At 63.3% G+C, this 24,372-nt stretch carries 19 protein-coding genes and 1 pseudogene; 6 read left to right on the forward strand and 14 right to left on the reverse strand.

Annotation, left to right across the window (positions count from 1 at the left end; translation table 11 throughout):
- The 5 genes from ACI94_RS09435 to ACI94_RS09455 all read right to left on the reverse strand — a co-directional run bounded on the left by ACI94_RS09435 (position 1) and on the right by ACI94_RS09455 (position 8,272).
- The gene (locus tag ACI94_RS09435; RefSeq protein ID WP_286681362.1) at positions 1-3,864 is read right to left on the reverse strand and encodes a DNA-directed DNA polymerase II large subunit; all 3,864 of its coding nucleotides are present in this window, start codon (positions 3,862-3,864) and stop codon (positions 1-3) included.
- Between the two features lie 95 nt (positions 3,865-3,959).
- Entirely contained in the window at positions 3,960-5,837 is a 1,878-nt protein-coding gene (locus ACI94_RS09440; RefSeq protein ID WP_286681363.1) for a PAS domain-containing sensor histidine kinase, read from the reverse strand.
- 27 nt (positions 5,838-5,864) lie between these two features.
- Complete coding sequence (locus ACI94_RS09445) at positions 5,865-6,401, reverse strand: HEAT repeat domain-containing protein (RefSeq protein ID WP_066956129.1); 537 nt, start codon at positions 6,399-6,401, stop codon at positions 5,865-5,867.
- Positions 6,402-6,427: 26 nt separating this feature from the next.
- Entirely contained in the window at positions 6,428-7,627 is a 1,200-nt protein-coding gene (locus ACI94_RS09450) for a HEAT repeat domain-containing protein (protein ID WP_066956133.1), read from the reverse strand.
- Positions 7,628-7,717: 90 nt separating this feature from the next.
- The gene (locus ACI94_RS09455) at positions 7,718-8,272 is read right to left on the reverse strand and encodes a type 1 glutamine amidotransferase domain-containing protein (RefSeq protein WP_066956136.1); all 555 of its coding nucleotides are present in this window, start codon (positions 8,270-8,272) and stop codon (positions 7,718-7,720) included.
- A gap of 181 nt (positions 8,273-8,453) precedes the next feature.
- On the opposite strand from ACI94_RS09455, the gene ACI94_RS09460 reads away from it, so the two are divergent.
- Both ACI94_RS09460 and ACI94_RS09465 read left to right on the forward strand, forming a co-directional pair.
- Positions 8,454-11,189, forward strand: coding sequence for an HAD-IC family P-type ATPase (locus ACI94_RS09460; RefSeq protein ID WP_273259153.1), 2,736 nt, complete (start codon positions 8,454-8,456; stop codon positions 11,187-11,189).
- Positions 11,190-11,406: 217 nt separating this feature from the next.
- Positions 11,407-12,690: an SLC13 family permease gene (locus ACI94_RS09465; RefSeq protein ID WP_066956142.1), complete on the forward strand. Its 1,284-nt coding sequence runs from the start codon at positions 11,407-11,409 to the stop codon at positions 12,688-12,690.
- A 5-nt stretch (positions 12,691-12,695) separates the two neighbouring features.
- On the opposite strand, the gene ACI94_RS09470 is transcribed toward ACI94_RS09465, so the two are convergent.
- From ACI94_RS09470 to ACI94_RS09480, 3 genes and pseudogenes are all read right to left on the reverse strand, one after another.
- Entirely contained in the window at positions 12,696-13,025 is a 330-nt protein-coding gene (locus ACI94_RS09470) for a HEAT repeat domain-containing protein (RefSeq protein WP_224732737.1), read from the reverse strand.
- Positions 13,026-13,059: 34 nt separating this feature from the next.
- Entirely contained in the window at positions 13,060-13,323 is a 264-nt protein-coding gene (locus ACI94_RS09475; protein ID WP_066956945.1) for a HEAT repeat domain-containing protein, read from the reverse strand.
- Positions 13,324-13,428: 105 nt separating this feature from the next.
- Positions 13,429-14,653, reverse strand: a pseudogene (locus ACI94_RS09480) (glutamine synthetase family protein).
- Positions 14,654-14,776: 123 nt separating this feature from the next.
- Here ACI94_RS09480 and ACI94_RS09485 point away from each other — a divergent pair.
- Positions 14,777-15,832 (forward strand): glutamine amidotransferase family protein, encoded by a 1,056-nt coding sequence (locus tag ACI94_RS09485; protein ID WP_066956948.1) that lies wholly within the window; start codon positions 14,777-14,779, stop codon positions 15,830-15,832.
- Positions 15,829-17,340 carry a glutamate synthase-related protein gene (locus ACI94_RS09490; protein WP_066956152.1) on the forward strand — a complete coding sequence of 504 codons (1,512 nt, stop codon included), beginning with the start codon at positions 15,829-15,831 and terminating at the stop codon, positions 17,338-17,340. Before ACI94_RS09485 ends, ACI94_RS09490 begins: the two co-directional genes overlap by 4 nt.
- A 14-nt stretch (positions 17,341-17,354) precedes the next feature.
- Here the strand turns inward: ACI94_RS09490 and ACI94_RS09495 are convergent, their stop codons facing one another.
- Genes ACI94_RS09495 through ACI94_RS09510 form a run of 4 tightly spaced genes read right to left on the reverse strand, consistent with a single transcriptional unit; the run spans position 17,355 to position 21,527 of the window.
- Positions 17,355-18,515, reverse strand: a complete 1,161-nt coding sequence (locus ACI94_RS09495; RefSeq protein WP_066956155.1) for an aconitase X catalytic domain-containing protein — start codon at positions 18,513-18,515, stop codon at positions 17,355-17,357.
- Entirely contained in the window at positions 18,515-19,756 is a 1,242-nt protein-coding gene (locus tag ACI94_RS09500; RefSeq protein WP_066956158.1) for a UbiD family decarboxylase, read from the reverse strand. Before ACI94_RS09500 ends, ACI94_RS09495 begins: the two co-directional genes overlap by 1 nt.
- Entirely contained in the window at positions 19,749-20,303 is a 555-nt protein-coding gene (locus ACI94_RS09505; RefSeq protein WP_066956160.1) for a UbiX family flavin prenyltransferase, read from the reverse strand. Before ACI94_RS09505 ends, ACI94_RS09500 begins: the two co-directional genes overlap by 8 nt.
- Before the next feature lie 15 nt (positions 20,304-20,318).
- Entirely contained in the window at positions 20,319-21,527 is a 1,209-nt protein-coding gene (locus tag ACI94_RS09510) for an HD domain-containing protein (protein WP_066956163.1), read from the reverse strand.
- Positions 21,528-21,562: 35 nt separating this feature from the next.
- Here ACI94_RS09510 and ACI94_RS09515 point away from each other — a divergent pair, with 35 nt between their 5' ends.
- A complete protein-coding gene (locus tag ACI94_RS09515) occupies positions 21,563-22,483 on the forward strand; it encodes a 2-phospho-L-lactate transferase CofD family protein (protein WP_224732717.1) in 921 nt (306 codons plus the stop codon).
- A 72-nt stretch (positions 22,484-22,555) separates the two neighbouring features.
- On the forward strand, positions 22,556-23,458 hold the full coding sequence (gene cofD, locus ACI94_RS09520; protein ID WP_286681364.1) for a 2-phospho-L-lactate transferase: 903 nt from the start codon (positions 22,556-22,558) through the stop codon (positions 23,456-23,458).
- Positions 23,459-23,463: 5 nt separating this feature from the next.
- On the opposite strand, the gene nifU is transcribed toward cofD, so the two are convergent.
- Together nifU and ACI94_RS09530 are read right to left on the reverse strand one after the other, a co-directional pair.
- A complete protein-coding gene (nifU, locus tag ACI94_RS09525) occupies positions 23,464-23,853 on the reverse strand; it encodes a Fe-S cluster assembly scaffold protein NifU (RefSeq protein ID WP_150468676.1) in 390 nt (129 codons plus the stop codon).
- A 146-nt stretch (positions 23,854-23,999) separates the two neighbouring features.
- The gene (locus ACI94_RS09530) at positions 24,000-24,359 is read right to left on the reverse strand and encodes a DsrE family protein (RefSeq protein WP_066956173.1); all 360 of its coding nucleotides are present in this window, start codon (positions 24,357-24,359) and stop codon (positions 24,000-24,002) included.
- Between the last annotated feature and the right edge of the window lie 13 nt (positions 24,360-24,372).

Below are 24,372 nucleotides of genomic sequence, written 5' to 3' on the forward strand. Positions count from 1 at the left end.
TCACATAAAGTCCGCGAGCCCGAGCTGCCGCTCCGGGGGCTCGCCGAAGGTCGACTCGATCTGCATGAAGAGCACCTCAACCCGCTGCTTCGTATACTCCGATATCGCGTAGGTTGCGCAGATCTCGCGCGACATCTCCAGATACTTCTTCACCGAGCCCTCGTGAACCGTCGGGATGATGTTCCCCCCGCAGCGGGTACACTTCCCGGCAAGCGGCATCCGCCGGTACTTCGCGTTGCACTTCATGCATCGCACTTTCTGCTTTGAGAATGCGTTGAGATTGCCCTGGAGATCGCGGATGAAATGGGTATTTAAGACCCGTTCGGCGACATCATCCTCGTCCACCGCCCGGATCCTCTTTGCGAGGTCGAGTTCCGCCTCGAGTTTCTCAAGCATCGACCCGAGTTTCGTGTACGTGGACTCAAGCGGCCCCGCCGAGATGTCCGATGTCTGGTGGGTGAAGAGGAAACCCTCGCACTGCGCCGGGGTTCCGAGCCGCCGCTCCACCCGGTCGACGTACTCGTCAAGGTCTTTTGGGTGGGTGTAGGCAAGGCAGCCGTTGTAGACCTCGAGGGGGTAGTGATCGCAGACATCGACGTTGAGGCACTCCTTATCGACCTCCGCCGGGTCGATCCGGGTCGTCAGGACGAGCGGCGCATCCATCGACCCGCCCCGGGTCTCGGGGAGATAGGAGCGGGAGAAGTTGATCAGCCCGTCCAGGAGAAGCATCACGCAGTCCTCATCACCGTCGCACTGCCCGCAGAAGATACCGTTTGCGATCAGAGTGTGGTTATCCGCGACCGTTAGACAGTAGACCCGGTCGTCGAGCGCCTGAACGATCTCGCGGGAGACGACCTCGTCCGCAATGACAAGCCCCCCTTCCTCCGCCGGAACCCGGTCGCCTATCCGAACCTCGAGCGCCCGGATCTTCCTGAGATAATCGGTGTCCCAGACGAGCATTGCGTGTTCAGGCGTCACCGTGAGGATCTTCCCCCGCCGCGTCACGAACCGGATCAGGTGCGCCGGAGCCCGGTGGACGGAGACGGACGTCACCTTCTTTAGGCTGACCCTCCCCTGGGTATCGATGCTCTGGACGTAGAACGGCTGCCGGGGGTCCGAATAGAATGTTCCCACGTGATCGATCCCGGGCTTCGATACATCGAAGTTCTCCACCACGAACTGCCGGATCGGGACCGTCATCCATCGCCGTCCGTCCGAGACGGTTATCTCCGTGTCGCCTGCAAAGCAGTTGCGCCGTTTCGCTGCGTGGAAGAACGGGTGGCCGTATCCGACCGGGGCCTTCGAGAATCCGATCAGCCGGGCGAGAACCCCGGCGCTTGTGTGGGGAGCAAGCCCTATCAGGAGCTGGCCGACGAGATCGAGCGGTCTCTCCGCACGGTAGAACGGCTCAAGTCCGTAGACCTTCACGAGGAGTTCGTCGACGAACTTCGCCACCCGGACCAGCCACTCGCCGCAGTCCTGAGAGACCAGGATATCCTGCGGACGGAGTTCCAGCACCTGGTCGGCGCTGACGAGCTCCCGGCCGTAGGTGTCGTGGGTGTAGCCGAGTTCCCGGAGCCGCTCGACCGGGACGCCGACCTCGTCCGGCCGGAAATGAGTCAGGGGAAGGTCAATCATATCGTAGCGGACTGTCCCGTCTTTGAAGACATAAAGGTTCTGCAACGCCCGGAGAATTCCCTTCTCGATCGGCTCCACCGGCCGCTCGCGTGAGATCAGCCCTTTGACCCCCTTGAGGAGCGGGACTGCCGTATCCCGGACACCAAGGTTCGCGAGCGCTGCCATATACTCGTCTTTTACGTTGATCTTGATCTTCTGGAGGCAGACCGTCGAGACACCGCACCGGGGGCAGAGGTCTTTCCCGATATCCTGCCCGCACTTCGGGCACCGGAGGATCGGGACCGTGTGCGTCCCGCACGTACAGAGGTTCTTATAGGTGTGTGCGCCGCAGGCGGGGCAGCGCCGCTCCCCGACCTCAACCTCAATCACTCCGCCGTCGGTGTTGGACCGTGGTTTTGAGGTGCAGGCGGCCTGGAACGATCGGCGTGCGCCACCATCGTCGCCGATCGGAAAGAGCGAGTGCGGCGGCGGTTTCATCTCCCGCGGCTTTGACTTCCCCGGCCGTCCCATCCGCCCGCCGACCCGGGTGCCCGCCCTCGATCGCAGGGTAAAGCCCGAGAGGTGCATCACGAGGTCCATGGAGTTCTCCATCGGGGCGTCCTGCCACGTCGGCCGCTTTTCAAGTTGGAGCGTGAGCCCCAGACACGCAAGGAGGACAAGATACTCCTTGATTGCGATGCAGTCGCCAGAGAGGTGGTGGGGGACCAGGAGTTCCTCGAGGATCGCTTTGACCTCCACGCTGTTAGGGACCAGCAGCACCCCGTCCTCGATCCTCCCTTCGGCGCTGATCCGGTCGGCAAGGAGGGCGATATCGGCCGGGGCGATATCGTCCCACATGTAGGTATAGTCGGGGTGGAGCGGAATCCCGTCGAGCGCGAACTCTATCGCCTCGAGTTCGTTTTCGGGGTGGCGGGGGCCGCCTTCAAGCCGCCACCACTCCTCGCAGTAACTGGGAGGCATCAGCGGGTGGTTGTTCTCCATGAACTCCCCGAAACTGATCAGGATCTCGCCGACGTCCAGGATCTCCTCGACCTGATCAGCGATCCGCTTCGCCTCCTCCTCGTCGTCCACCCGGCGGACCTCACCGCTCCGGAGTTTGACCGTCGGACCCTGGATCGAGTCCACCGGTACGATCCCGGCAGCCTTTCCCGGGCGTTCGACCTTCATCTGGGTCCCGACCGCGAGGAAGTCCCCGAGGATGTGCATCGTCGCAGGGTTCAGGCCCGCGGCCGCAAACCCGGTGTTTCGCGCCCGGCCGAGGCGCAGCCGGAACCCGCCCTTGCGCATCGGATACGAAAAGACCGGGCGGCCGCCGATCAGGTCGCGGATGTACTTGTCTTTCGGCTTGATCGCGGCGCTCGCATCATCGTCCCCGCTCTTTGCCGATGCGCCGCCGCTGATCAGGTCCTCGAGCCAGTCCCAGCCCTGCATCTTCATCTTCCGGACGTTCTTTAAGATCTTCGGGGCCTTCAGGGCCAGCCCTTCCGCGACGACGAGCGCCATCCCGCCCCGGACGGTGTTCGTCTCCACCCGCTCCAGGTTCCGGTAGCCGCTCACCTCCTGCTGCTCGGTCGGTTCGCCGTCGATACAGACCGGGCAGTTCTCGATGATCATCCGGAGTTCCTTTTCGCTCGGGAGATACTGCAGGCTCATGATGCTGTTATACTGCCGGATCTCCTCGATGTAGCGCTCCACCTCCTCAGGGCGGGGGATGTAACGGTTGATCCCGAGGGCCTGGCGGACGTAGTCGCCCACCAGCACGGAGAGCGCCTGCGCCGTCCCTCCGGCGCTCCGGATAGGGCCTGCGTAGTAGATCTTCAGATACTCCGTCCCGTCGTCGTTCTTCCCGAGACCGACCTTCGCGATCCCCTCCGTCGGCGCGGCCACCACACCCTCGGTCAGGAGTGCCATCGCCGCCCGGATAGCGTGATCGAGGATCTCCTCAGGCGTCGTCTCGCCGAACTTCCGTGCCACAAAATCGTCGCCGATGCGGAGCGCCACCTCTTCCCGGGACATCTCCTGCTCGAGTTCCCGTATCCTCGCTGCAATTCCTTTGTAGCCGAGGAGCGCCTCCACGCGGTCGGCGAGGTCGCTTGCTATCGGGATCTCGATCTCCGTTCTCGGGTCGAGTCCGCGAGCCCGCGCGGCAGCGGCGATCTGCATCGCAGACTCAAGCCCCGCCTCGAGGTTGGCGAGGTATTGAGCGATAGCAGGTGAGACCTCCATACATCACTGTATGGGCCCTTCATGCATTTAGAAGGCTCGGGGTCGAGTGAGATGGTCGGTCAGAATGTAACTTTTGCCGGATCATCGATCCCCTCTTATACATCCTCCGCCGCTTCCAGGGCGAAGAGGATGGCTGATCCCGATCCGTCTCCCGCATTCCAGGCCCAGACCTGCCCTCCATGCCGCTCGACGATCCGTCTGCAGATGGCGAGGTCAAGACCGGGGGTCTCGAGGTCGCGGTGGGAGGAATCGGCAGTGAAAACCTCATCAAAGACGCGTTCGAACTGATCCCGGGTCAATCCGGCTCCGGTGTTGCTTACCGCGACGATCACGACCCCGCGGTCGCGGGCGGCGGTAATGCTGATGGTCCCTGTCCCGTTCGGCATACCCCTGACGGCGTTGGCGATCAGGTTGTCGAAGACCTCGGTAAGGAGGACCCGGTCGGCCCTGACGGTGATCTCCGCCGGGATGCTGGTGTCGACCGTTATGGCCTTCGCCCCGAAGGGGACGGTGTAGTTTCGGAGAATCGTGTTCAGTTCGGTGCGCAGGTTCAGCGCCTCAAGTTCGAGCTCGATATTCGAGGTGTTCATGCGGGCCAGTTTCAGTGTCTTCTCGACCAGGTCTTTCATGTAGTTGACGTTGCCGCCGATGATCCCGAGGAGGCGCCGGAGAGCCGGGTCCTGCTCAAGCTGGAGGATCCGGGGCATGAGCGCGACCAGGGAGACCAGCGGAGCCTTGAGGTCGTGGCCGAGTTGCGATATGAACTCGTTCTTCTGGTCAAGAAGCCTCTCCACATCGGCAGTCCGTTCTCTTACCGCGGCGTCGAGGTCCCGGTTGATGGTGGAGAGCTCGTCCCGCAACATCTCCAGTTCCTGGTTCTTCGCCTGGAGGTTCTTTGCAAACTCTTCAAGCGCTTTCTCCGTCTGCACGCGCCCGGTGATCTCGACACCGAGCTGCAGCATCAGGTTCGACCCGTCCGTATCGGTGAACGGGTAGGCGTGAACCTCGTAGACCCTCCCGTCCGAATGCCTCCACGTCCACTGTTGTGGAATCTTACGGGAAAAGACCAGCGAACCACGGCAGGGATCGCATGGCACAAGAGAGGCTTGCTGCACCATGTAGCAGGGCCGCCCCTCCGGCTCGCCGAACGTCTCTCGAAACGCCCGGTTGACGAACTGGAACATGTGGTCCTCTCCCTGCAATGTGACATAGGCGGGAAGGGTGTCCAGGACCGAGAAGAGGCGGGAGCGTTCAGCGTTCAGGATCGCTTCCATCTCTTTGTATCGGGTGATCTCTGAGATCCGGCAGGCGACTGTGGCGCGATCGAGGCAGAGTCCCGATATGGCGAACCAGCGGGAGACGCCGTTCCGGTCAAGAAACTGCGTCTCGATGACCGCGACCTGCTCGCCAGGTTCCGCCATGGCAATGAACCGCTTGCGGTCTTCGGTGCAGGGCCAGATCCGCGATATCGGCATGTTCTTGAGTTCGTCGTGCGTATAGCCCAGTGCCTCTGCGAACTCACGGTTCGCGTCTGCAATTGCACCGTCTTTACGCCTGAGAAGGAACGCTCCTCCGGCCCCCCTCACCATGCCTTCCCGCCGCCGGGCCCGTTCGCGGGTCGAGTACCCGAGGGTTGAAGCGATCGAGGCGAGAGCAATCATGCCGACGAAGGGGAGGAGCGCCGCGAAGATAGGTGCAGCCGTCTCGGGGTATGCACGGAGCGACCCGACACCGAGCGAGGCGAGCCCGAGCAGGGTGGCTGCGATGATTCCCTTCTCATGGTAGTGGTAACCGGCAAGTATGGCGGAGATGAAGAGGAGGGGCCAGAGGATGAGGCTTGTTGCGGGGGACTCCACGAGGGCGGCGGTAATGACCGAAGTAACCGAGATCCCTACAATCAATACCGCCCGGGGGTTCCCGGAAAGCCCCTCCCACAGGACCCGGATGGGCTGTTCAACCGCATGAGGTGCCATCAGACTCAGTGTCTGAGGGCTTTTGGATCATTTATGCTTCGCGGATCGCCCCGTACCTCTGCTCTTCTCCAGAGCTTCGGTGAGGGGCCCGGCGCCGGGCTCTCCCATCTTCCAGAGAAGAAGGGCTGCTCGCTCCTGCGTCTCCGGGTCAGGGCTCTTCATCAACTGGAGGAGCGGCTCAACTGCCGGCTCACCAATCCGGCAGAGGGCAACTGCGGCGAACGGCTGGAGATCCGGATCGGCGTTCCTGACGATATCGATGAGGGGATCTACCGCGGCCTCCCCGATCGTCACCAGAGCTGCTGTGGCGTAGCGCAGGAAGTCCCGGTCTTTCTCAGCGCGCAGGGCTGCGAAAATGGGGCCGATTGCAGGTTTGCCGATCTGTGAGAGCGCGCGAGCGGCGTACCACCGGAGATCATTGTCCCCCTCCTTCATTGCGGCGATGAGCGGCTCGACCGCCGCTTCTCCCATCATCCCAAGCTCGGCGGTCGCCGCCCGGCGTCTTTCGAGAGGGCCCCGCCGGAGGTCGGCGATCAGTTCATCAATCCGGGTATCAGCAGTCATAGCGTTCATGTGTTCCTTCGCGGGTGTTAACTCTTCCTGATGCTGCCAAGCGCCTCCCGGGCCGCCTCGCGCACTTCCGTTCGCTCATCCTGCAGTGCCATGATCAGGCCATCAACAGATCTGGCGTCACCTATCTCCCCGAGGGCCGTTGCTGCTCCCGCACGGATGCGCCAGTCATCATCCCGGAGCGCCGCAATAAGCGGGGCCGTGGTCCCCTCCCCAATCCGGCCGAGCGCGGCGATCCCCCCCTTGCGGAGCAACTCGTCGTCCGTCCGGAGCGCGGCAAGAAGCGCGGGGACGGCGGTCTCCCCGATATCCCCAAGTGCACTCGCGGCCCGCTCCCGAACCCCCTCATCGGGGTCAAGAAGCGACCCGATGAGGACGGCAACGGCCTCTTCACCCCCGATCTTTCCAAGCGCCAACGCCGCCCCCTGCCGGACGCGCCCGTTTTTGGAGCGAAGAGCCGTGATAAGCAGATCCCGTGCAGGCTCGCCGATCGCAGAGAGCGCGAGGGCCGCGCGGCTCCGGACATAGGAGTCCTCGTCGTCGAGCGCCTCCATCAGCGCCGGGACCGCCGCAGGATCACCGATATCCCCGAGAGCGACTGCAGCCATCCACCGAACATCGACGCTCTCGCTTTTCAGGCTCTCCGTGAGCGGCCCAACGGCGGGAGGACCCAGTTTTCCGAGCGCCTCTGCCGCCTTCCAGCGGACGCCGCTCTCGGGATCCGTGAGGAGGGCGGCAAGCGGTCCGACCGCTGCCGGATCTCCGGCATCGCCGAGGCATCCGGCAGCCTGATAGCGAGTATCCGGGTCTCTGCTTCTGAGTCGGGCGATTTGTCGTTGTATGTTGCGGTTGCACGCGGGTGTGCCCGGCTCGCCGATGCGGAAGTGCAGGCCGTCGGCACGCCGTTGCGCGGCGAGATCGAAGAGGTAGCCAAGGACGTACGAGACGACGACGAGGAGCCCCGCACGCACGAGAGTACTTGCCCCTGCGTCCCCGATGATGTAATCGAGGGCGATATGGAGGGATGCAATCAGGATCCCCAGGTATACTGCTTGCCTCCGATACCAGAACGCGGCAGGGATGAGCACGAGGTAGAAGAGATCGGCGTACTCAAGACCGTTCCCGGAGAGCAGGTGTGTCGCTGTCTCAAGGATGACGATGATCCCGGTGGCAAGGACAATGATCGCAAGTCTGCCCCATGCCGTTTCTGTGAGCCTCATCCCTCATGAAAAGAGGTGCCGGCCGCCCTGATAAAATCATGTGATGGGCGGTTATGGGCGGCCGGGAGGCTGCATCCCGCCCGGTTAGCCTTACCGCTGCTCTGCCGCCGCAGTTTTCGCTTTCCCGCCGCCGACCTCTTCGAGTTTGGCTAGCGAGGCCTCAATGAACGCGGGAATATCGTCCGGCTTACGGCTCGAGACCAGGTTCCTATCCACCACGACGTCCCGGTCGATATACTCCGCACCGGCGTTCTTGATATCCTGGATGATGGACTTCCAGCCGGTGATCTTTCGGCCCCTGATCACCTGTGCGGTGATCAGGAGCTGCGGCGCGTGGCATATGGCAAAGACTGGTTTGTCGCTCTCGACGAACCGCCGCACGAACTCGACGGGCGCATCGTGGGCCCGGAGTTTGTCGGGCGAGTATCCGCCGGGTATGAAGAGCGCATCAAACTCGTCCGGCGATACATCCGAGGCGGCCCGGTCGATCGTGACCGGTGTCTGCTCCTTCTTCCCGTGCACGGTCTCGCCCTGGGTGAGGCCCACATGGACAAGGTTATGTCCGGCCTTCCGAAACGCCTCCGCCGGCTGCGTATACTCGACGTCCTCAAACATATCCGTGATCAGGACCGCTATCCTGCTCATCACCTTTCCTCCTTGGGCCGGGCAGATGCCCGGCACCGGATCAACTCGGCCGTGAGATAATAAGTTTGCCGGGCTGGATGCCGATCCTGGAGTTCCCCGTCATAGCCGTCGTTGCGGTCTTCTTGGTGATACCGAAACGATCTCTATACTTTTTTATAGACCGGCACAAAATCGGGAATATATGGGCGTGTTGGACCGGGAGGCGGGAGAGGCTTCGATCGCCGAAGAAGGGCCTCTGCCCGACTGGCACACTCTCATGAGAGAGGAGATCGAGCAGCGACTCGGCACCGGTCCATCCGGCTTGAGCACCGAGGAAGTGGAGGCGCGACTGGAGCGCTACGGCCCAAACGTCCTCCAGAGAGAAGCCCGTGAGACTCGTCTTACGGTCTTTCTGCGGCAGTTCAAGAGCGTCTTGATCATCATCCTGATCATCGCCGCAGCGGTCTCGTTCCTCGTCGGCGAGGCAATCGATGCATTTGCTATTCTCATTATCGTTGCATTGAATGCCGTACTCGGTTTTTCCCAGGAGTGGCAGGCAGGAGAGGCGATCGAGGCGCTCAAAAAGCTGCTTGTCCAGCATGCCGTGGTCGTTCGCGGTGGAGAGCGGCGGGAGATCGATGCCTCCGGGATCGTTCCGGGAGACATCGTCGTCGTTGAGATGGGGGAACGGGTGCCTGCCGACCTCTTCATCATCGAGGCGACGTCGCTCCAGGTGGACGAGGCGCCATTGACGGGCGAGTCATCCCCGGTCAACAAAGCGCCGGGGTCGCTTCCTCCCGAGACTCCGCTTGCCGAGCGGAGCAACATGGCTTTTGCGGGCACGACGGTGGTCAACGGCCGTGGATACGGGATCGCGGTCGCCACGGGGATGAAGACCGAATTCGGGAAGATCGCCGGCCTCTCCCAGCAGGTTGCGGATGTGACGACGCCGCTTGCACGGCAGATGGACCGGCTCGGCCGCGACCTCGGGCTGATTGCCATCGGTATAGCGGTTCTCGTCGTCATCGTCGGTCTCCTGCAGCAGCGTGGGTTCCTGGAGATGTTTTTGATCGGCGTCTCGCTCGCGGTGGCGGTGATCCCCGAGGGTCTCCCGGCGGTCGTGACGCTGACGCTCGCTCTCGGCATCAAGAGTATGATGCGGAGAAACTGCCTGATCCGCCACCTCCCCGCGTCGGAGACGCTCGGTGCGGTCTCGGTGATCTGCACGGACAAGACGGGAACCCTCACCCGGAACGAGATGACGGTCGTCCGGGTGAGGACGCCGGGGGAGGAGGTCACGGTGACCGGGGCCGGATATGCCCCGGAAGGCGAGTTCCTCGTCGGGGAGAGAACCATCGACCCTCTTGCGGATCCGGGGCTCCGGCAGTATCTCCGCACCGTCCTCCTCTGCAACCACGCGACCCTCGCTCTCGAGGAAGGCGGGTGGCGGATCTTTGGCACCCCGACCGAAGGGGCGCTCGTCGTCGCGGCGGCAAAGGCCGGCCTCTCCCGGGATGACGCCCCGGAGACGGTAAAGGAGTTCTCGTTCAACTCCACCCGGAAGCGTATGACGATCATCTACCGTGAGGACGAGGGTGACGTTGCCTATGTGAAAGGAGCGCCGGAAGTGCTCCTCTCCCTCTCGTCCCGGGCTCTCCTGGCCGGTTCGGTCGTGCCGCTCACAGAGGATCTTCGCGCCAAACTTCTTGCCGAGATCGAGGAATACGCATCGCAGGGGCTCCGATTGCTCGGAGCGGCATACCGCCCGCTCCCCGCGGGCCTTGAGTGGACCGAGGATTCGGTTGAGCAGGACCTGATCTTTCTTGGGTTTGCCGGGATCGTCGATCCACCGCGCCCGGAGGCGGCGGAGGCGATCCGGCTCTGCAAGAGCGCCGGGATAGACGTGATCATGATCACGGGCGACAACCCGCTGACCGCGTATACCATCGCCAAGAACCTCGGCCTCTCGAGCGAAGGAGCGCTGACCGGGGCCGATCTCGAGTCTATGAGCGATGAGGACCTTGAGCGGCGTCTCCGGACGACGAAGGTCCTCTCCCGGGTCACGGCGGAGCATAAACTCCGGGTGATCGATGTTCTCTCCAAAGACCAGGCGGTCATCGCCATGACCGGCGACGGCGTCAACGATGCACCAGCACTAAAGAAAGCAAGCATCGGGATAGCCATGGGGATCAAGGGAACGGACGTGGCGAAGGAGTCAAGCGACATGGTGCTCGTGGACGACAACTTCGCAAGCATCGTCGCCGGCGTCGAGGAGGGACGGCGGGAGTACGACAACATCTCCCGGTTCACCCGCTATCTCCTCTCCTCGAACGTCGGGGAACTCGTCGCGATCGTCGGGGGGATCCTCCTCGGCCTGCCCCTCATCCTCATCCCCGTCCAGATTCTCTGGATAAACCTCGTCACCGACGGCCTTACAGCCCTTGCTCTCGGCCTTGAGCCTGCCGAGCGGGACGTCATGCAGAGAAAGCCGCGCGATCCGGGAGAGGCCATCCTCACACGGAGCGCATATCTTGTCATCTCCATCCTCGGGATATGGCTCGGTCTTCTGACCATCTATGTATTCTCCGGCCTCTATGAGATCGACCTCGACCGTGCACGGACGATGGCGTTCACCGGGCTTATCATATTCGAACTCTACAACGTGCTGAACTTCCGGTCGTTTCGGTTCCCGCTCCACCAGATCGGGTTCTTCTCAAACCCCACCCTGCTCCTTGCGATCCTCGGGAGTCTCGCTCTCCAGGCAGTGGTCGTCTACGTCCCTATCTTCAACACCTTCCTCGGGACCGCGCCGCTCACCCTGGCCGACTGGGGTCTGCTTGCACTCCTCGGCCTGCCGGTCCTGATCGCGGGAGAGGCCTACAAGGTCATCCGGCTGCGGGCCGGAAAGGGGGCCGAAGCCCCTCCCGTTCCGGCCTGAGCCTATTTACTTAAAAATCCTGCCGAACCCGGGTTTTGCTCTTCCGGAATGGCGGGTTTGCCTTTACGAGGGCAGAGCAGACCGGCATGATTATAGGAAGACCGTGCCTACTTGAATTTTACAGTCTGACCTTCTTGGGGAGTTCTATGTTTGTCCTTCAGTCTCTCTCAACGTGTCATGCCAAACTGGGTTCCTACCGTTGCCGGGGTGGCGGATCATGATCGTCGGCCCGGAATTGATCGCCATCGCGGTCTTCCTCTTCACTTACGCGCTCATCATCGACGAGCGGATCCACCGTGCGGTGGTCGCGATGCTCGGCGCCTCGATCGTCGTCCTCCTCCACATCGTCCCCTGGGAGATGATTCCGGAGTACATCGATCTCGGAACCATCTTCCTCCTGATTGGAATGATGATCATCGTCAATACCGCCCGTGGAAGCGGTCTTTTTGAGTATATCGCCATCAAGACCGCAAAACTTGCAAAAGGGAGCCCGATGCGGGTGCTGATCCTCTTCTCGATCGTAACCGGCCTTACGAGCGCGTTCCTCGACAACGTCACGACGGTCCTCCTCATCACTCCGATGCTCCTCTACGTCGCAAGCGTCATGAAGACCAGCCCCATGCCCTTCCTGATCGCCGAGATCTTTGCTTCCAACATCGGCGGCGCGGCGACCCTCATCGGTGATCCCCCGAACATCATGATCGGTTCGGCCGCCGGTCTGACGTTCAACGAGTTCATCATCAACATGGCGCCGATGATGGCCGTCAACCTACTTGTCGTCCTTGGGCTCCTCGCCCTGATCTATCGAAAAGATCTCCACGTCTCTCCCGATGAACGGGAGAGTATCGAGAGGACGTTTGCGGAGTTGAAAGATCGGGAGGCCATCCGCGACTGGTCGCTCTTTAAAAAGTCGGTCATCGTCATCGCGCTCGTCATCGGGATGTTCTTCATCCATGACCAGCTTGGTCTTGAGCCCGCTCTCGTCGCCTTGATCGGTGCATCGATCCTCCTCTTCTGGAGCAGGCAGTCGCCGGAGGAGATCTTTGAGAAGATCGAGTGGCCTGCCCTCTTCTTCTTCGGCGGGCTCTTCGTCGTCGTCGGGGCCCTCGTCGAGACCGGGGTCATCGCGAGTGTCGCCCAGTTCGTTGTCGAGAACGTCCACTCGGAGGGCGAGGCCATCCTGATCATCGCTTGGTTCTCGGCGATCGCTTCAGCAATCGTCGACAACATCCCGCTCACCGCCACCCTGATCCCCCTGATCCAGGATATGAGCGTGGCGATGGATATCTATCCGCTCTGGTGGGCGCTTTCGCTCGGCGCCTGCCTGGGCGGGAACGGCACGGTCATAGGGGCGTCGGCAAACGTCGTCGTCCTCGGGATTGCCGCACGGAATGGTTACTCCATCTCGTTTATGGAATTCTTGAAGATCGGAATGCTCGTGCTCTTCATCACGGTTGCCATCGGGACGGCATTCCTCTGGTTCAACTACGTCGTCCTCTGATCCGATCAGGTCCTCGGGGGCCTGGACTCCAGGCTCCCCCGGGCGGCCTCAACCTCCTGGATCCGGCCGACGACCCACTTATACGCGGTCGAGGCCGCCTCCCGGGCTGAGGCGCTCGGGTCCTCTTCTCTCATCTTCGCGAGCGGCTCTCTTGCCTTGGGGTCTGCAATCGTCCCGAGGGAGAGGGCCGCCTGCGCCCGAACGAACTCGTCCGGGTCCTGGAGTGCACGGATCAGCCCGTCGACGTCCCGGGCATCCCGCATGGTGTCGATATCATCGATGGTCGCCATGAGAACCTCCTGGTCGTTTCGTCTAGGCGTCCCGGCGGTATATATGCCTTACCGGGTGGAGCGCAGGTTGCCCGACCGCTTACTTCAGGCCCCCCACTGCCCTCTGGCCGGCAAGCCTCGCCGCCACCTGGGTGTGCGCGAGAGACGCCGCCCGCCGGACACCCGCGTCCGGATCCAAGAACTTCAGCCTCGCCAGCGGTTCGATCGCCCGTTCGTCTCCGACGAGTCCGAGGGCTTCGGCGGCTGTCTGCCGCACGATCTCTTCGGGGTCCGAGAGGGCGAGAATGAGTCCATCGACATCCCGGCTCCTCCTCATTGCATCGATATCTTTCCTCTGCGCCATGATCATCACCAGCTCTCTGATACGGCGCACTTTGGGCACTTCGTGTTATGAACGTTGCGAAAGAACCGCTTTCAGGGCAATCCTGAACAGCCGGCCAAAAAGGGGTTAGTATGTTGCGAGGTAGCGGTCGATCTCCCAGGGGTGGACCGCCGTCCGGTAGGCATCCCACTCAGCGTTTGCGACGTTCGTGAGGGCCTCGACGACGTGGGACCCGAGCGCCTTGCAGATGAGTTCGTCGGCGAGCAGGGCCCGGTGCGCCTCGGCGAGATCGCCGGGCAGAGTCTCAATCCCGTTGCTGCCCCGCTCGGTGGTCGTCATGTGGAAGATGTTCTTGTGAACCTCGGCCGGGGGCTCGATCTTACGGCGGACTCCATCCATCCCGGCGGCGAGCATCGCGGCAAACGTGAGGTAGGGGTTGCAGGTGGGATCGGGGCTTCGGAACTCGACCCGGGTGCTGTTGCCGCGCGGCGCCGGAATCCGGATCAGGGCCGACCGGTTGCTCGTGCTCCAGCTGATGTAGCAGGGGGCCTCATATCCGGGGACGAGCCGCTTGTAGGAGTTGATCGTCGGGTTCGCGACCCGGGTGATCGCCGGCGCGTGTTCGAGCAGCCCGGCGATGAAGTGCATGCAGGTCTCTGAGAGCTGGAGGGGNNTGCAGGCCGCGCATCAGCGCCATCGTCTTGACCGCGAACTTGAACGTGATGACGTTGTCGGCGGTATGGAGAGCGTCGCTGTACTTGAAGTCGATCTCGTGCTGGCTCTCGGCGACCTCGTGGTGGGAGGCCTCGATCTCGAACCCCATATCGGTGAGCGCGAGGATGATCTCACGCCGGAGGTCCTCGGCAAGGTCGGTTGGGGCCAGGTCGAAGTAACCGCCGGCATCCTGGAACTGTGTCGTCGGCCGCCCATCGAGCATCTTGAAGAGGAAGAACTCGAGCTCCGGCCCGGTATTGAAGACGTAGCCATCTTTCGCCGCATCCTCCATCGCCCGTCGGAGGACGTAGCGTGGGTCGCCCTCGAACGGTCTGCCGTCCGGTTTGCAGACGTCGCAGATGAACCGGGCGACACTCTTCTCCCGGGGCCGCCAGGGCAGGAGCGTGTAAGTCGAGAGGTCGGGTTTGAGCACCATGTCTGACTCCTCGATCCGGACGAACCCCTCGATTGACGACCCGTCAAATCCAATGCCGTCGGTGAGAGCTTTCCCGACCTGTTTGGCCGGGATGGCGACGTTTTTGGGCATGCCAAGGAGGTCGGTGAACTGCAGTCGGAGGAATCGGACGTTGTCTCGTTCGATTCTCTCGAGCATCGCCGAGATGTTGTCTGGTGTCATGTAGAAGGAAACTTCCTTCCAATAGTATTTATACTTGTCTGATCTATACTGATCAGAGCGTTCCCTCACCCCTCCGGACCACGAGGGTATCGGATGGGGGGGAGCGGGTCGACCGTGATGGTTATGTGCGGTATAATTGGCGTAATGGATAGATCTCGCCGGACGATGGACGGTTCCGGCATCCGAGAAGCCCTCTCCATAATGAACGAGCGCGGCAGCGGCGAGGGGGCGGGCTACGCAGCCTACGGCATCTACCCCGATTACCGGGACTGCTACGCCCTCCATGTCTTCTTCGACAACCCTCGTGAGAACAAGCCCTTCCTTGACGCGGCGCTCGCGCAGTGGGGGACGATCGAGCACGATGAGCCGATCCCGACCTACGACCGGCCAAATCTCCGGGCGGTTCACACCCCCTGGCGCTATTTCTTCCGACCCGATCCCTCCCTCGCGGTGCCGGGGAGCACGATGCCGGAGGATGATATCGTCAGCGCCCTGGTGATGCAGGTCAATGCCGCCCGCCGCGGCGCGCTCATCATCTCCTCCGGCAAAGACCTCGGGGTCTTCAAGGCCGGCGGGTTGCCTGAGGACGTCGCGGACTTTTACCGGATCGAGGACTACGAGGGCTACATATGGCTAGCGCACAACCGTTACCCGACCAACACCCCCGGATGGTGGGGCGGGGCGCACCCGTTCAACCTCCTCGACTGGAGCGTCGTCCACAACGGTGAGATCACCTCCTACGGGACCAACCGGCGCTACATCGAGAGTTTCGGCTACAAATGCACGATGCTGACGGACACCGAGGTCGTCGCCTACTTGATCGACCTTCTGGTGCGGCGGCACGGGCTCGACGTCGACCTCGCTGTTCGGGCGCTTGCTCCCCCGTTCTGGGAGGAGATCGACCGGATGCCCGGGGCGGAACGGGAGTGGAACTCCGCCCTTCGGCTTACGTACGCATCGGCGATGATGAACGGACCGTTCGCCATCGTGGCTGCAAACCGCGAGATGATGGTCGGATTCACCGACCGGACCAAACTCCGGCCGATGGTCGTCGGCGAATGCGGCGACCGGCTCTTCATCTCAAGCGAGGAGGCGGCTATCCGGGCGATGGAGCCCGACGTCGAGTCGATCCGGATGCCGGCCGCGGGAGAGCCGGTGATCGGGAGGGTTGTCGGATGATGATCGGGAGCCTACCCCCACGCTACCGGGTCACGATCGACCCCGTCCGATGCATGGAGTGCGGGCGGTGCATCGAGAACTGCTCCTACGGTGTCTTTTCACGAGACGGAGACCGGATCTTTGTCAACCCCCGAAACTGCACCGCCTGCCACCGATGCATCGCCTGCTGCCCGAGGGATGCCATCCTCCTTGAGGAGCAGCCCTGCGACTACCGGAGCCATCCCCTCTGGACCCGCGAGGCGCGGGAGGCGATCTACAACCAGGCCCGGACAGGAAAGATCATCCTCGCCGGGATGGGCAACGCCCTCGACTACCCGGTCATCTTCGACCGCCTGGTCCTGGATGCCTGCCAGGTCACGAACCCGAGCCTCGATCCCCTGCGCGAGCCGATCGAACTGGTGACCCACCTCGGGAAGAGGCCGGTAAGGCTCGATCTCCGCCGTAAAGATAGCGGCGACGTCGAACTTCGGACCCGGCTCACCCCGAACCTCCGCCTTGAGACCCCGGTGATGATCGGGCACATGAGCTACGGAGCGATCAGCCTCAACGCCCAGATGGCCCTGGCCCGGGCGGCAAAAGAGGCCGGGACCTATATGGGCACCGGAGAAGGGGGCCTGCACTCGGCGCTCCACCCCTATCAGGACCGGATGATCGTCCAGGTCGCCTCGGGGCGGTTTGGCGTGGAGATCGACTACCTGGAGCGCGGCGCTGCGATCGAGATCAAGATCGGCCAGGGCGCAAAGCCCGGCATCGGCGGGCACCTCCCCGGCGAGAAGGTCTGCGATGGGATCTCCCGGACCAGGATGATCCCCGAGGGGTGCGACGCTATCAGCCCCGCGCCGCACCACGACATCTACAGTATCGAAGACCTCGCGCAGCTCGTCCGGGGGCTCAAGGAGGCGACGGAGTGGAAGAAGCCGGTCTTCGTCAAGATCGCCGCCGTCCACAACGCGGCCGCCATCGCCGCCGGGATCGCCCGCTCGCCGGCCGACGCCGTCGTCATCGACGGGTTCCGGGGCGGCACCGGCGCAGCCCCGAAGGTCTTCCGCGACCACGTCGGCATCCCGATCGAGGCGGCGGTCGCAAGCGTCGATGCGAAACTCCGTAGTCTTGGGATCAGGAACGAGATCTCGATCATCGCGAGCGGCGGCATCCGGGGAAGCGCCGACGTTGCAAAAGCGATCGCCCTCGGCGCGGATGCGGTCTACATCGGCACCGCGGCGCTTGTGGCGATGGGCTGCCGGGTCTGCGGGAACTGCTACCGCGGCCTCTGCCCCTGGGGGATCGCCACCCAGCGCCAGGATCTCGTGGACCGCTTGGACCCCGACGAGGCCGCACGGCATGTCGCGAACCTCATCCACGCCTGGACGCTCGAGCTCTCCGAACTCCTGGGTGCGGCCGGGATCAACAGCATCGAGAGCCTGCGGGGCAACCGCGACCGGCTCCGGGGCTACATGCTCGACGAGGGCCTGATGGAGGTCCTCGACGTGAAATCGGTGGGGGCGTAACGCCGCCCCCTCTCTTACGACGTCGCGACCTCGACGCACTCTTTCCTTGTCCCGATCCGGGCGAGCGCGCCGCACATCCCGGGGACATAGGCAAGGGCCTTGCCCGAGTCGACCATGATCGAGGCGAACTCATCCATCCGTGGCGAGACGACCATGCAGGTATCCGTGATCACCCGGGCGCCGCTCCGCTCGATGGCGTCCACGAGGTCGGGATTTGCCGCCGCGACCCCGCGGGCCGCGAAGATGTAGAAGGGTTTTGTCGTCGTCTTGCCTCTGAGAAGTTCGGCGAGGTCGCGGAGTTCGTCCACCGAGCAGTGGGGGCACCCGACCGCGACCGCCTCGACCTCGGTCTCTGCAAAGAGAGCCTCGACCTCGTCCCGGGATACCGTCACCCGGTCGAGGTCGTCGGTCGGGAAGTTGAAGACCCGGGTCTCGGGGGTGATCTTATCGACGTGGAAGAGCGCAACCGCCCCTGTCGCGGCCATCGCGGCCCCGAGCGCCTTGAGCTGGTCGCGGTTCGGCCGGATATCCGTAAAGATCGGGATTCGGTTCCCAACCTTCTTTCCGGCGATATGCCCGATCGCGCCCCAGTGGTCGGACCGCGGGCTCGTGCCGCCCTCGACCTCGACGACGACCTGCGGTCGCCGGTTCTCGACGATGTGAAGACCGTAATAGGGGGTTTTTCCGATAATCGCCGCTGCAAGGGCGCTCGGCCCGCCTTCCCGGTTCGTCCGGGCGCCGAGGACAGAGTTCGCGTAAGCGACCGCCGAGGACTCCGCCCATGCCAGGTGCTCGCCGTACTCCGTGATCCGGAGGTAGTAGGGGGTGCAGGTGCACTCGATCTTGATCCCGAGCCTCCGGCAGGCCTGGACGACCTCCATCTGGTGGCGGGCGAACTCTTCGTCGATCCCGAACTCCTGCCACCCCTCCTGCGGCATTCCGATGGGGTTTAAGACCGTCGGGACCGCCACCCGGGCGTCGAGGCTCTGCAGCCAGGCAAGCCCCCATCTCCCGATGGTCTTGTAGGACGCACCGCTCACCTGGGCGCTCGTGATCGGGATGAGTCTCTCGGCCCCGTAGACCCTGCCGAGCGCAACCAGGATCTCCATCATCTTCTGGCGTGTCTCGCCGAACTCGCCGGCGAGCACCCTCTCGTCATCCTTCTCGAGATACATTACGGCCACTCCGCTCTCTTGAATTCGTCCTCTCGCCCCATAACCATCGTGGCATCGACTCCGACCTTCACGTTCGTCCCGTCTGCAAGGCGGGTCGGGTCGAGCGACGAGCCCCGCACCCCGGTGACGATCATGATGTCGGTATCGCCCCTAACCCGGGTCGCGATCGCGTACTCGACGTCGTGGGGGTCGTGAATGTCGATGTCCTCGTCGACCACGACGACGTGTTTGAGGGAGGTATGGGCCGCGAACGCCGCCATGATGGCGTTTTTGGCATCGCCTTGCGTGTTCTTGCGGATCTGGATCACCGCGTGGAGGTAGCCCGCGCCGCCTTTTGTGAGGAGGACGTCGCGCACCGTCGTCACCTCGGCCACGGCGCGGTAGATCTTCGGTTCGTACGGCGCTCCCATCAGGAGCTTGTGCTCGTCGCCGGCGGGAAGGATGCCGTGATAGATCGGGTCCTCCTTGCAGTACATCTTCTCAAACTCAATGATGTGCTGCTGGCGCACGGGGTCGTAGGTCCCGGTGATATCGACAAAGGGGCCTTCCGGCGCCATTTCGGCGGTGATGTAGCCTTCGAGCACGATCTCGGCATCGGGGACCCTAACACCGTTCTCGCACTCCCGGAGTGCTAGTTCCCCGCCCATCAGTTCCGCGGCGTAGGCGAACTCCTTGCCTTCCGGAACACGGGTGCAGGCGGCGAACGTCACGAGGGGATGGGTCCCGATGGTGACCGCGACCGGGAGTTTCTCTCCCCGGGCGAGGGCTGCTTTGAGGAGCGTATGGGTATGCCGCCCCTCCACCAGGCGGGCGACGACCCTGTGATCGTCGAGGACCATCATCCGGTGGATGGAGGCGTTCTCGACGCCATTGTAGCGCGAAAAGACGATCCCGGAGGTGATGTAGCGCCCTGCATCCCCCGGGAAGTGCTTCATGATCGGGAGGCGCGAAAGATCGGCGGGGACGCCGCCCTCGAGCCGCCCGTCATCCACGACGCGGCCGCTGTAGGTCATGGCCGCGAGGTGCCGGACGAGGTCCTTCTCCTCCACGCCGAGCGCCGCTGCAAGCGCCCCGCGGCTTGAGAGGAGGTTCATCACCGCCCTGTGCCCGTCGAGGTCGTGGAAGAAGAGGATCTTATCGGTCCGGCTTGCCATACGGGGAGCCTCGTAGACGGTCGAGCAGGGCCGCTCGATCTCCTCGACCCTGCCGAGCTCCCTCATCCGTTCAATGAAGTTACGCATCGTATCCGCTCCATCGAGTGCCGAGATTATGTTTGACCCCCAGATGATCGAGCACCCGGGCCACCACCATATCGACGAGGTCGTCGATCGTCTCCGGGCGCTGGTAGAAGGGGGGGCTTGCGACCATCACGGTCGCGCCCGCCTCGTCTGCGGCGAGCATGTTCTTTAGATGAATCCGGGAGAGCGGCATCTCTCGCAGGAGGAGGAGAAGGGGCCGCCTCTCCTTGAGGCAGACGTCCGCCGCCCGGCCGATCAGGTTCTCGGCGAGGCCGTTGCTGACCGCTGCAAGCGTCTTCATGCTGCAGGGGACGATCGCCATCCCGTCGTAGCGAAACGAGCCGCTCGCGATATCGGCTGCGAGGTTGCTGTTCTCGGCGTATATGGCGTTGAATCCGTCCAGATCCACGCCCTCGAGCTCGGCTATCTGCCGGGCGGTATCGGAGATGACGATATGCACCGTTGCCTGATCGCAGAGCACCTCGAGCAGGCGGCGGGCGTAGATGACCCCGCTTGCCCCGGTGATCCCGACGACGAACTCTTTTGTCATGGGCTCCTCATGAGTTTATGTCACTGCAAGTTTATCCTGTTTTGTCGCCCGCTTCACCCTGAGCACCTCCATCGCCGCCTGCTCCACGGCCTCGCGGTTTCTCTTCGTTGTGTAGACCCCGAGCCGCCACTGCTGCCGCCGGGTGTCGTTTAGGGTGTTGATGAGCGGGGAGACCTCCTCGATATCGACCATCGCATGGCTGTTCCTGACCCGGACCTCCATCGAGAGGGCTCGCGGAAGCCGGGGGATATCCACAAGGACCTCGTCCTCGGGGACACCGGCGGTCTCGGCGATGGCGGCGGCGATCTCCCGCTCCCGGGCGGGCCCGAGGTCCTGCTGGAGGGCTGCGACGTTCACCCGGTCTTCGCCGACATAGAGCGCCCGTTTGTAGAGGTCCCGGACGTAGACCCGGCGGGCAAGATCGCGGGTGATCGGATTGGTCGAGTGCTTCAGCCGCTCCATGCAGGCCGCGTCGTCCATCCGGGCGAACGCCTCCGGATCGGCGTCGGGGGCGTTTAAGATCTCTTTTCGGAGGGCGTGGACGAACATGCTCGTCGCGATCCGGCTCACGTGGTGGAAGTAGACCGCCGGGCGCATCAGGGTCCGGGCGATGAGGAGCGACTCGGCGGCGTTGATCCCGCCTTCGTGGAGCGCGACGCCGGAGTCGGTCAGGATCGTCGACCGGATCAGCCGGTGGGCGTCGACCGTTCCGTAGGGCACGCCGGTGTAGTGGGCGTCCCGCATCAGGTAGTCCATCCGGTCGACGTCCAGGCTCCCGTGGATGATACTTGCGAGGCGGTGCTCGCCCGAGACGACGGCGCAGACCTCGGCGGGATCGATCCCCTCCGCTTCGAGGATCCCGGCGATCGTCCCCTCCCGGACGAGGTGTTCGATCTCGTGGTGGCTCCGCCCGGTGAACTCCTCCATCACCGGCTCGGTGACGTGGGAGAAGGGGCCGTGGCCGACATCATGGAGGAGGGCGGCCGTGGTGACGAGTTTCGTCTCCTCGTCGTCGAGCCCAAGCTGCTGCGACATGAGCCGTGCAAGGTGCATCGTCCCGAGCGAGTGCTCGAAGCGGGTATGGTTCGCCCCGGGGTAGACGAGGTTTGCAAAGCCGAGCTGGGAGATGTGGCGGAGCCGCTGGACGACCTCCGAGTCGAGCAGCCGGAGCGCGAGCGCGTCCGCCTCGACGTAGCCGTGGACCGGATCTTTGATGATCTTCATCCGTTCTGTTAAGATTCTTGGGAGAGGGGTGATAAATGTATGGAGGAATGATCACCTTCCTTTCCGCCACCCCGGGCTCCCTCCCGTTCATCCAGGGCGTCCGGCAGATCCTCTACGACACCGAGATTGCCGTCGTCGCGTCCACCGCCGGGGACTGCCGGATCTCGGGGGGCCACGTGGCCCCCGAGGTCGATGCAGCCCTCTTCCTCTTTGCCGGCATCCTCGATACCAACCGGTGGTGGGGGATCAAGGGTGACACCTACGCCACCCATAACTACCTCCTGAAGGTGGCGGGGGGCGAGCCCTTCCCGATCGGCGACCGCGCCCGGGCCGTCCAGATCGCCCGGGCGGCGCTCCTCGATGCCGGCCTGACCCTGACGGAGGCGGTTCGGGCGCAGTCCTCCTCGCTCAAGATCGGGGCGACCGTCCTCCCGGTGACCGACGAAGAGTGCGGCCTCCTCATCGACACCGGGACCGAACGCCTCCCGCTCCTCACCTACCTGATGACCGCTCCGTCCGATACCGAGGTGCGGGAGATCGTCTCTGCCGCACCCGCCCCTCCGGCGGTCACGGACGAGGTGCGGGCGGTGATCGAGGGAAGCGACGCCGTCGTGATCGGACCCTCAAGCCCGGCCGCAAGCGTCCTTCCAATCCTCGAGTGCGCCGGGATGCGGGACCTCCTCCGCGACCGGTTCGTCGTCGCAGTCTCGCCGTTCCGCGGGGGCGTCGCGCCGGACCCGAAGGACGCCGCGCTCATGTATGCCGCCGGAGAGAAACCGACCTCCCCGGGGGTCTCCCGGCTCTACGGGGATATCGTCGACGTCTTTGTCCAGGACCGCCACGACCCCGACGAGGTCCCCGGCTCGCTCCGGCTGGAGACCAGCCTCCTGCACCGCCGGCAGGCCGAGTCACTCGCCTGGGACGTCATGGCGGTCATACGGCACGCGGTTTCATGAACCGGCGGGTCTATAGCGCACACGCGATTGGAAACAATCATATAAGGATGGACCTGATACGCTAATTATCCAATGATTACCTTCCTCTCAGGCGGGACCGGGACCCCAAAGCTCCTCCGCGGAATGCGCGAGCTGCTGGAGGAGCGGGAGATCGCGGTCGTCGTCAACACGGCCGAGGATATGTGGTTCTCGGGCAACCACCTCTCTCCCGACGTCGATACGGTCATGTACCTCTTTGCGGGCATCCTCGACACCAGCAAGTGGTGGGGAATCCACGGCGACACCTTCATCACTCACGACCTTCTCAAAAGACTCGGCATCAACGAGTTCATCGCCGTCGGTGACCAGGACCGGGCGATCCACGTCGCACGGGGTGAGATGCTCCGGAACGGAATAAGCCTCACCGAGGCGACGAAGGCCCTCTGCAAGACCCTGGCCGTCCAGGCAACGGTTCTTCCCATGACCGACTCCCCCGTGACGACCTACGTCCGCACGAAGATGGGCGAGATGCACTTCCAGGAGTACTGGGTGAAGCACCGGGGGGATGTGGCGATCGACGGCGTCGTCCGCAGGTTCAGCGAGCCCCCGGTCGCGACAGAAGAGGTTATCGAGGCGATTGAGAGAAGCGATGCCGTGGTGGTCGGGCCGAGCAACCCGGTCACGAGCATCTCCCCAATCCTCGAGTGCGCCGGTGTGAGGGAGGCGCTCCGCCGGCAGCGTGTCATCGCGGTAAGCCCCTTCATCGGCGATGCGCCGGTCAGCGGCCCGGCGGCGGCTCTGATGCGTGCGTTTGGAAAGGAGGCCTCCTCCGCCGGGACCTGCAGTCTCTATGAGGACTTCGTGGATGTCTTCATCCAGGATATCCGGGATCCGGTCGCGATCGAGGGGGCTCTGCGCCTCGATACCCTCATGGTCAACCGGGGCAAGAGCCTCGATCTCGCTAAAAATATCCTCTCTTTGATTTACGGGTGCTAGATCCTTCACCCACTCTTCTGCTTTTTGCGGTAGTCTTCTATCGCGGCGTGGAGCGCCTCTGCCGCGAGGTTCGAGCAGTGCATCTTCCGGGGCGGCAGCCCATCGAGTTCGCTCGCCACGTCGTCGCGGGTGATCTTCATCGCTTCGTCGAGCGTCTTCCCTTTGGCCATGTCGGTCACCATGCTGCTCGTGGCGATTGCCGATCCACACCCGAACGTCCGGAACTTGATATCCTCGATGACGTCGTCCTTGACCTTGATGAAGATCTCCATGATGTCCCCGCAGACCGGGTTGCCGACCTTGCCGTAGCCGTCCGGGTTCTCAATCACCCCGACGTTGTGCGGATTCATGAAGTGCTCCATCACCTTCTGGCTGTATCCGATCTGTTCTGCCATAGTGTTACCGTCCTATAGCGGTGTAACAACCTGTAGGAGTTTAACTGTTTCTCTGGCGGCCTCGGCGATCCGGGGCACCTCGTCCGACCCATTGCCGCGCCCGGGTGTTGGGTCGTGATAGTGCCCCGGATCCTCTGGAATCCTCCCTAAAACGTAATGACTGCATCGGCATCGATGGCGAGGTCGTTTAGGGTAAGGGAACCGACGACCCGCCCCTCCTCGATGAAGTCCCCTCGCTCGAGGCCGAGAGTCTCGGTGCTCTGCTCGCAGATGTAGATCTTTGCTCCCGCGGCGATCGCCTGGTCCCTCATCTCAGAGAGTTTCGGGAAGTTGCCGGCCTGGATCTCCTCCGCCGCCCCTCTCTTGACGACCGTCACCCCTTTGATCATGAAGAAGATGTCCACGTCCACGCCCATTGCTCGCGCCGCGGTAGCGAGAACGAACGGCGCATACAGCCTCTCGGGAGTGTCGATACCGCTGGTCTGGATATAGAGTATCCGTGCCATACATCAAACTCCT

Origin of the sequence: Methanoculleus sp. DTU007 (assembly GCF_001512385.1) — an archaeon.
Classification (GTDB): Archaea; Halobacteriota; Methanomicrobia; order Methanomicrobiales; family Methanoculleaceae; genus Methanoculleus; species Methanoculleus thermophilus.

Excerpts from the sequence above, each read along its gene's own strand:
- ACI94_RS09460 (WP_273259153.1), top strand. The coding sequence starts at position 8,454 with ATGGGCGTGTTGGACCGGGAGGCGGGAGAGGCTTCGATCGCCGAAGAA.
- ACI94_RS09485 (WP_066956948.1), top strand. The coding sequence starts at position 14,777 with ATGTGCGGTATAATTGGCGTAATGGATAGATCTCGCCGGACGATGGAC.
- cofD (WP_286681364.1), top strand. The coding sequence starts at position 22,556 with ATGATTACCTTCCTCTCAGGCGGGACCGGGACCCCAAAGCTCCTCCGC.
- ACI94_RS09450 (WP_066956133.1), bottom strand. The coding sequence starts at position 7,627 with ATGAGGCTCACAGAAACGGCATGGGGCAGACTTGCGATCATTGTCCTT.
- ACI94_RS09455 (WP_066956136.1), bottom strand. The coding sequence starts at position 8,272 with ATGAGCAGGATAGCGGTCCTGATCACGGATATGTTTGAGGACGTCGAG.
- ACI94_RS09440 (WP_286681363.1), bottom strand. The coding sequence starts at position 5,837 with ATGGCACCTCATGCGGTTGAACAGCCCATCCGGGTCCTGTGGGAGGGG.
- ACI94_RS09465 (WP_066956142.1), top strand. The coding sequence starts at position 11,407 with ATGATCGTCGGCCCGGAATTGATCGCCATCGCGGTCTTCCTCTTCACT.
- ACI94_RS09530 (WP_066956173.1), bottom strand. The coding sequence starts at position 24,359 with ATGGCACGGATACTCTATATCCAGACCAGCGGTATCGACACTCCCGAG.
- nifU (WP_150468676.1), bottom strand. The coding sequence starts at position 23,853 with ATGGCAGAACAGATCGGATACAGCCAGAAGGTGATGGAGCACTTCATG.
- ACI94_RS09500 (WP_066956158.1), bottom strand. The coding sequence starts at position 19,756 with ATGCGTAACTTCATTGAACGGATGAGGGAGCTCGGCAGGGTCGAGGAG.
- ACI94_RS09490 (WP_066956152.1), top strand. The coding sequence starts at position 15,829 with ATGATGATCGGGAGCCTACCCCCACGCTACCGGGTCACGATCGACCCC.
- ACI94_RS09515 (WP_224732717.1), top strand. The coding sequence starts at position 21,563 with ATGTATGGAGGAATGATCACCTTCCTTTCCGCCACCCCGGGCTCCCTC.
- ACI94_RS09475 (WP_066956945.1), bottom strand. The coding sequence starts at position 13,323 with ATGGCGCAGAGGAAAGATATCGATGCAATGAGGAGGAGCCGGGATGTC.
- ACI94_RS09505 (WP_066956160.1), bottom strand. The coding sequence starts at position 20,303 with ATGACAAAAGAGTTCGTCGTCGGGATCACCGGGGCAAGCGGGGTCATC.
- ACI94_RS09495 (WP_066956155.1), bottom strand. The coding sequence starts at position 18,515 with ATGTATCTCGAGAAGGATGACGAGAGGGTGCTCGCCGGCGAGTTCGGC.
- ACI94_RS09510 (WP_066956163.1), bottom strand. The coding sequence starts at position 21,527 with ATGAAGATCATCAAAGATCCGGTCCACGGCTACGTCGAGGCGGACGCG.
- ACI94_RS09435 (WP_286681362.1), bottom strand. The coding sequence starts at position 3,864 with ATGGAGGTCTCACCTGCTATCGCTCAATACCTCGCCAACCTCGAGGCG.
- ACI94_RS09445 (WP_066956129.1), bottom strand. The coding sequence starts at position 6,401 with ATGACTGCTGATACCCGGATTGATGAACTGATCGCCGACCTCCGGCGG.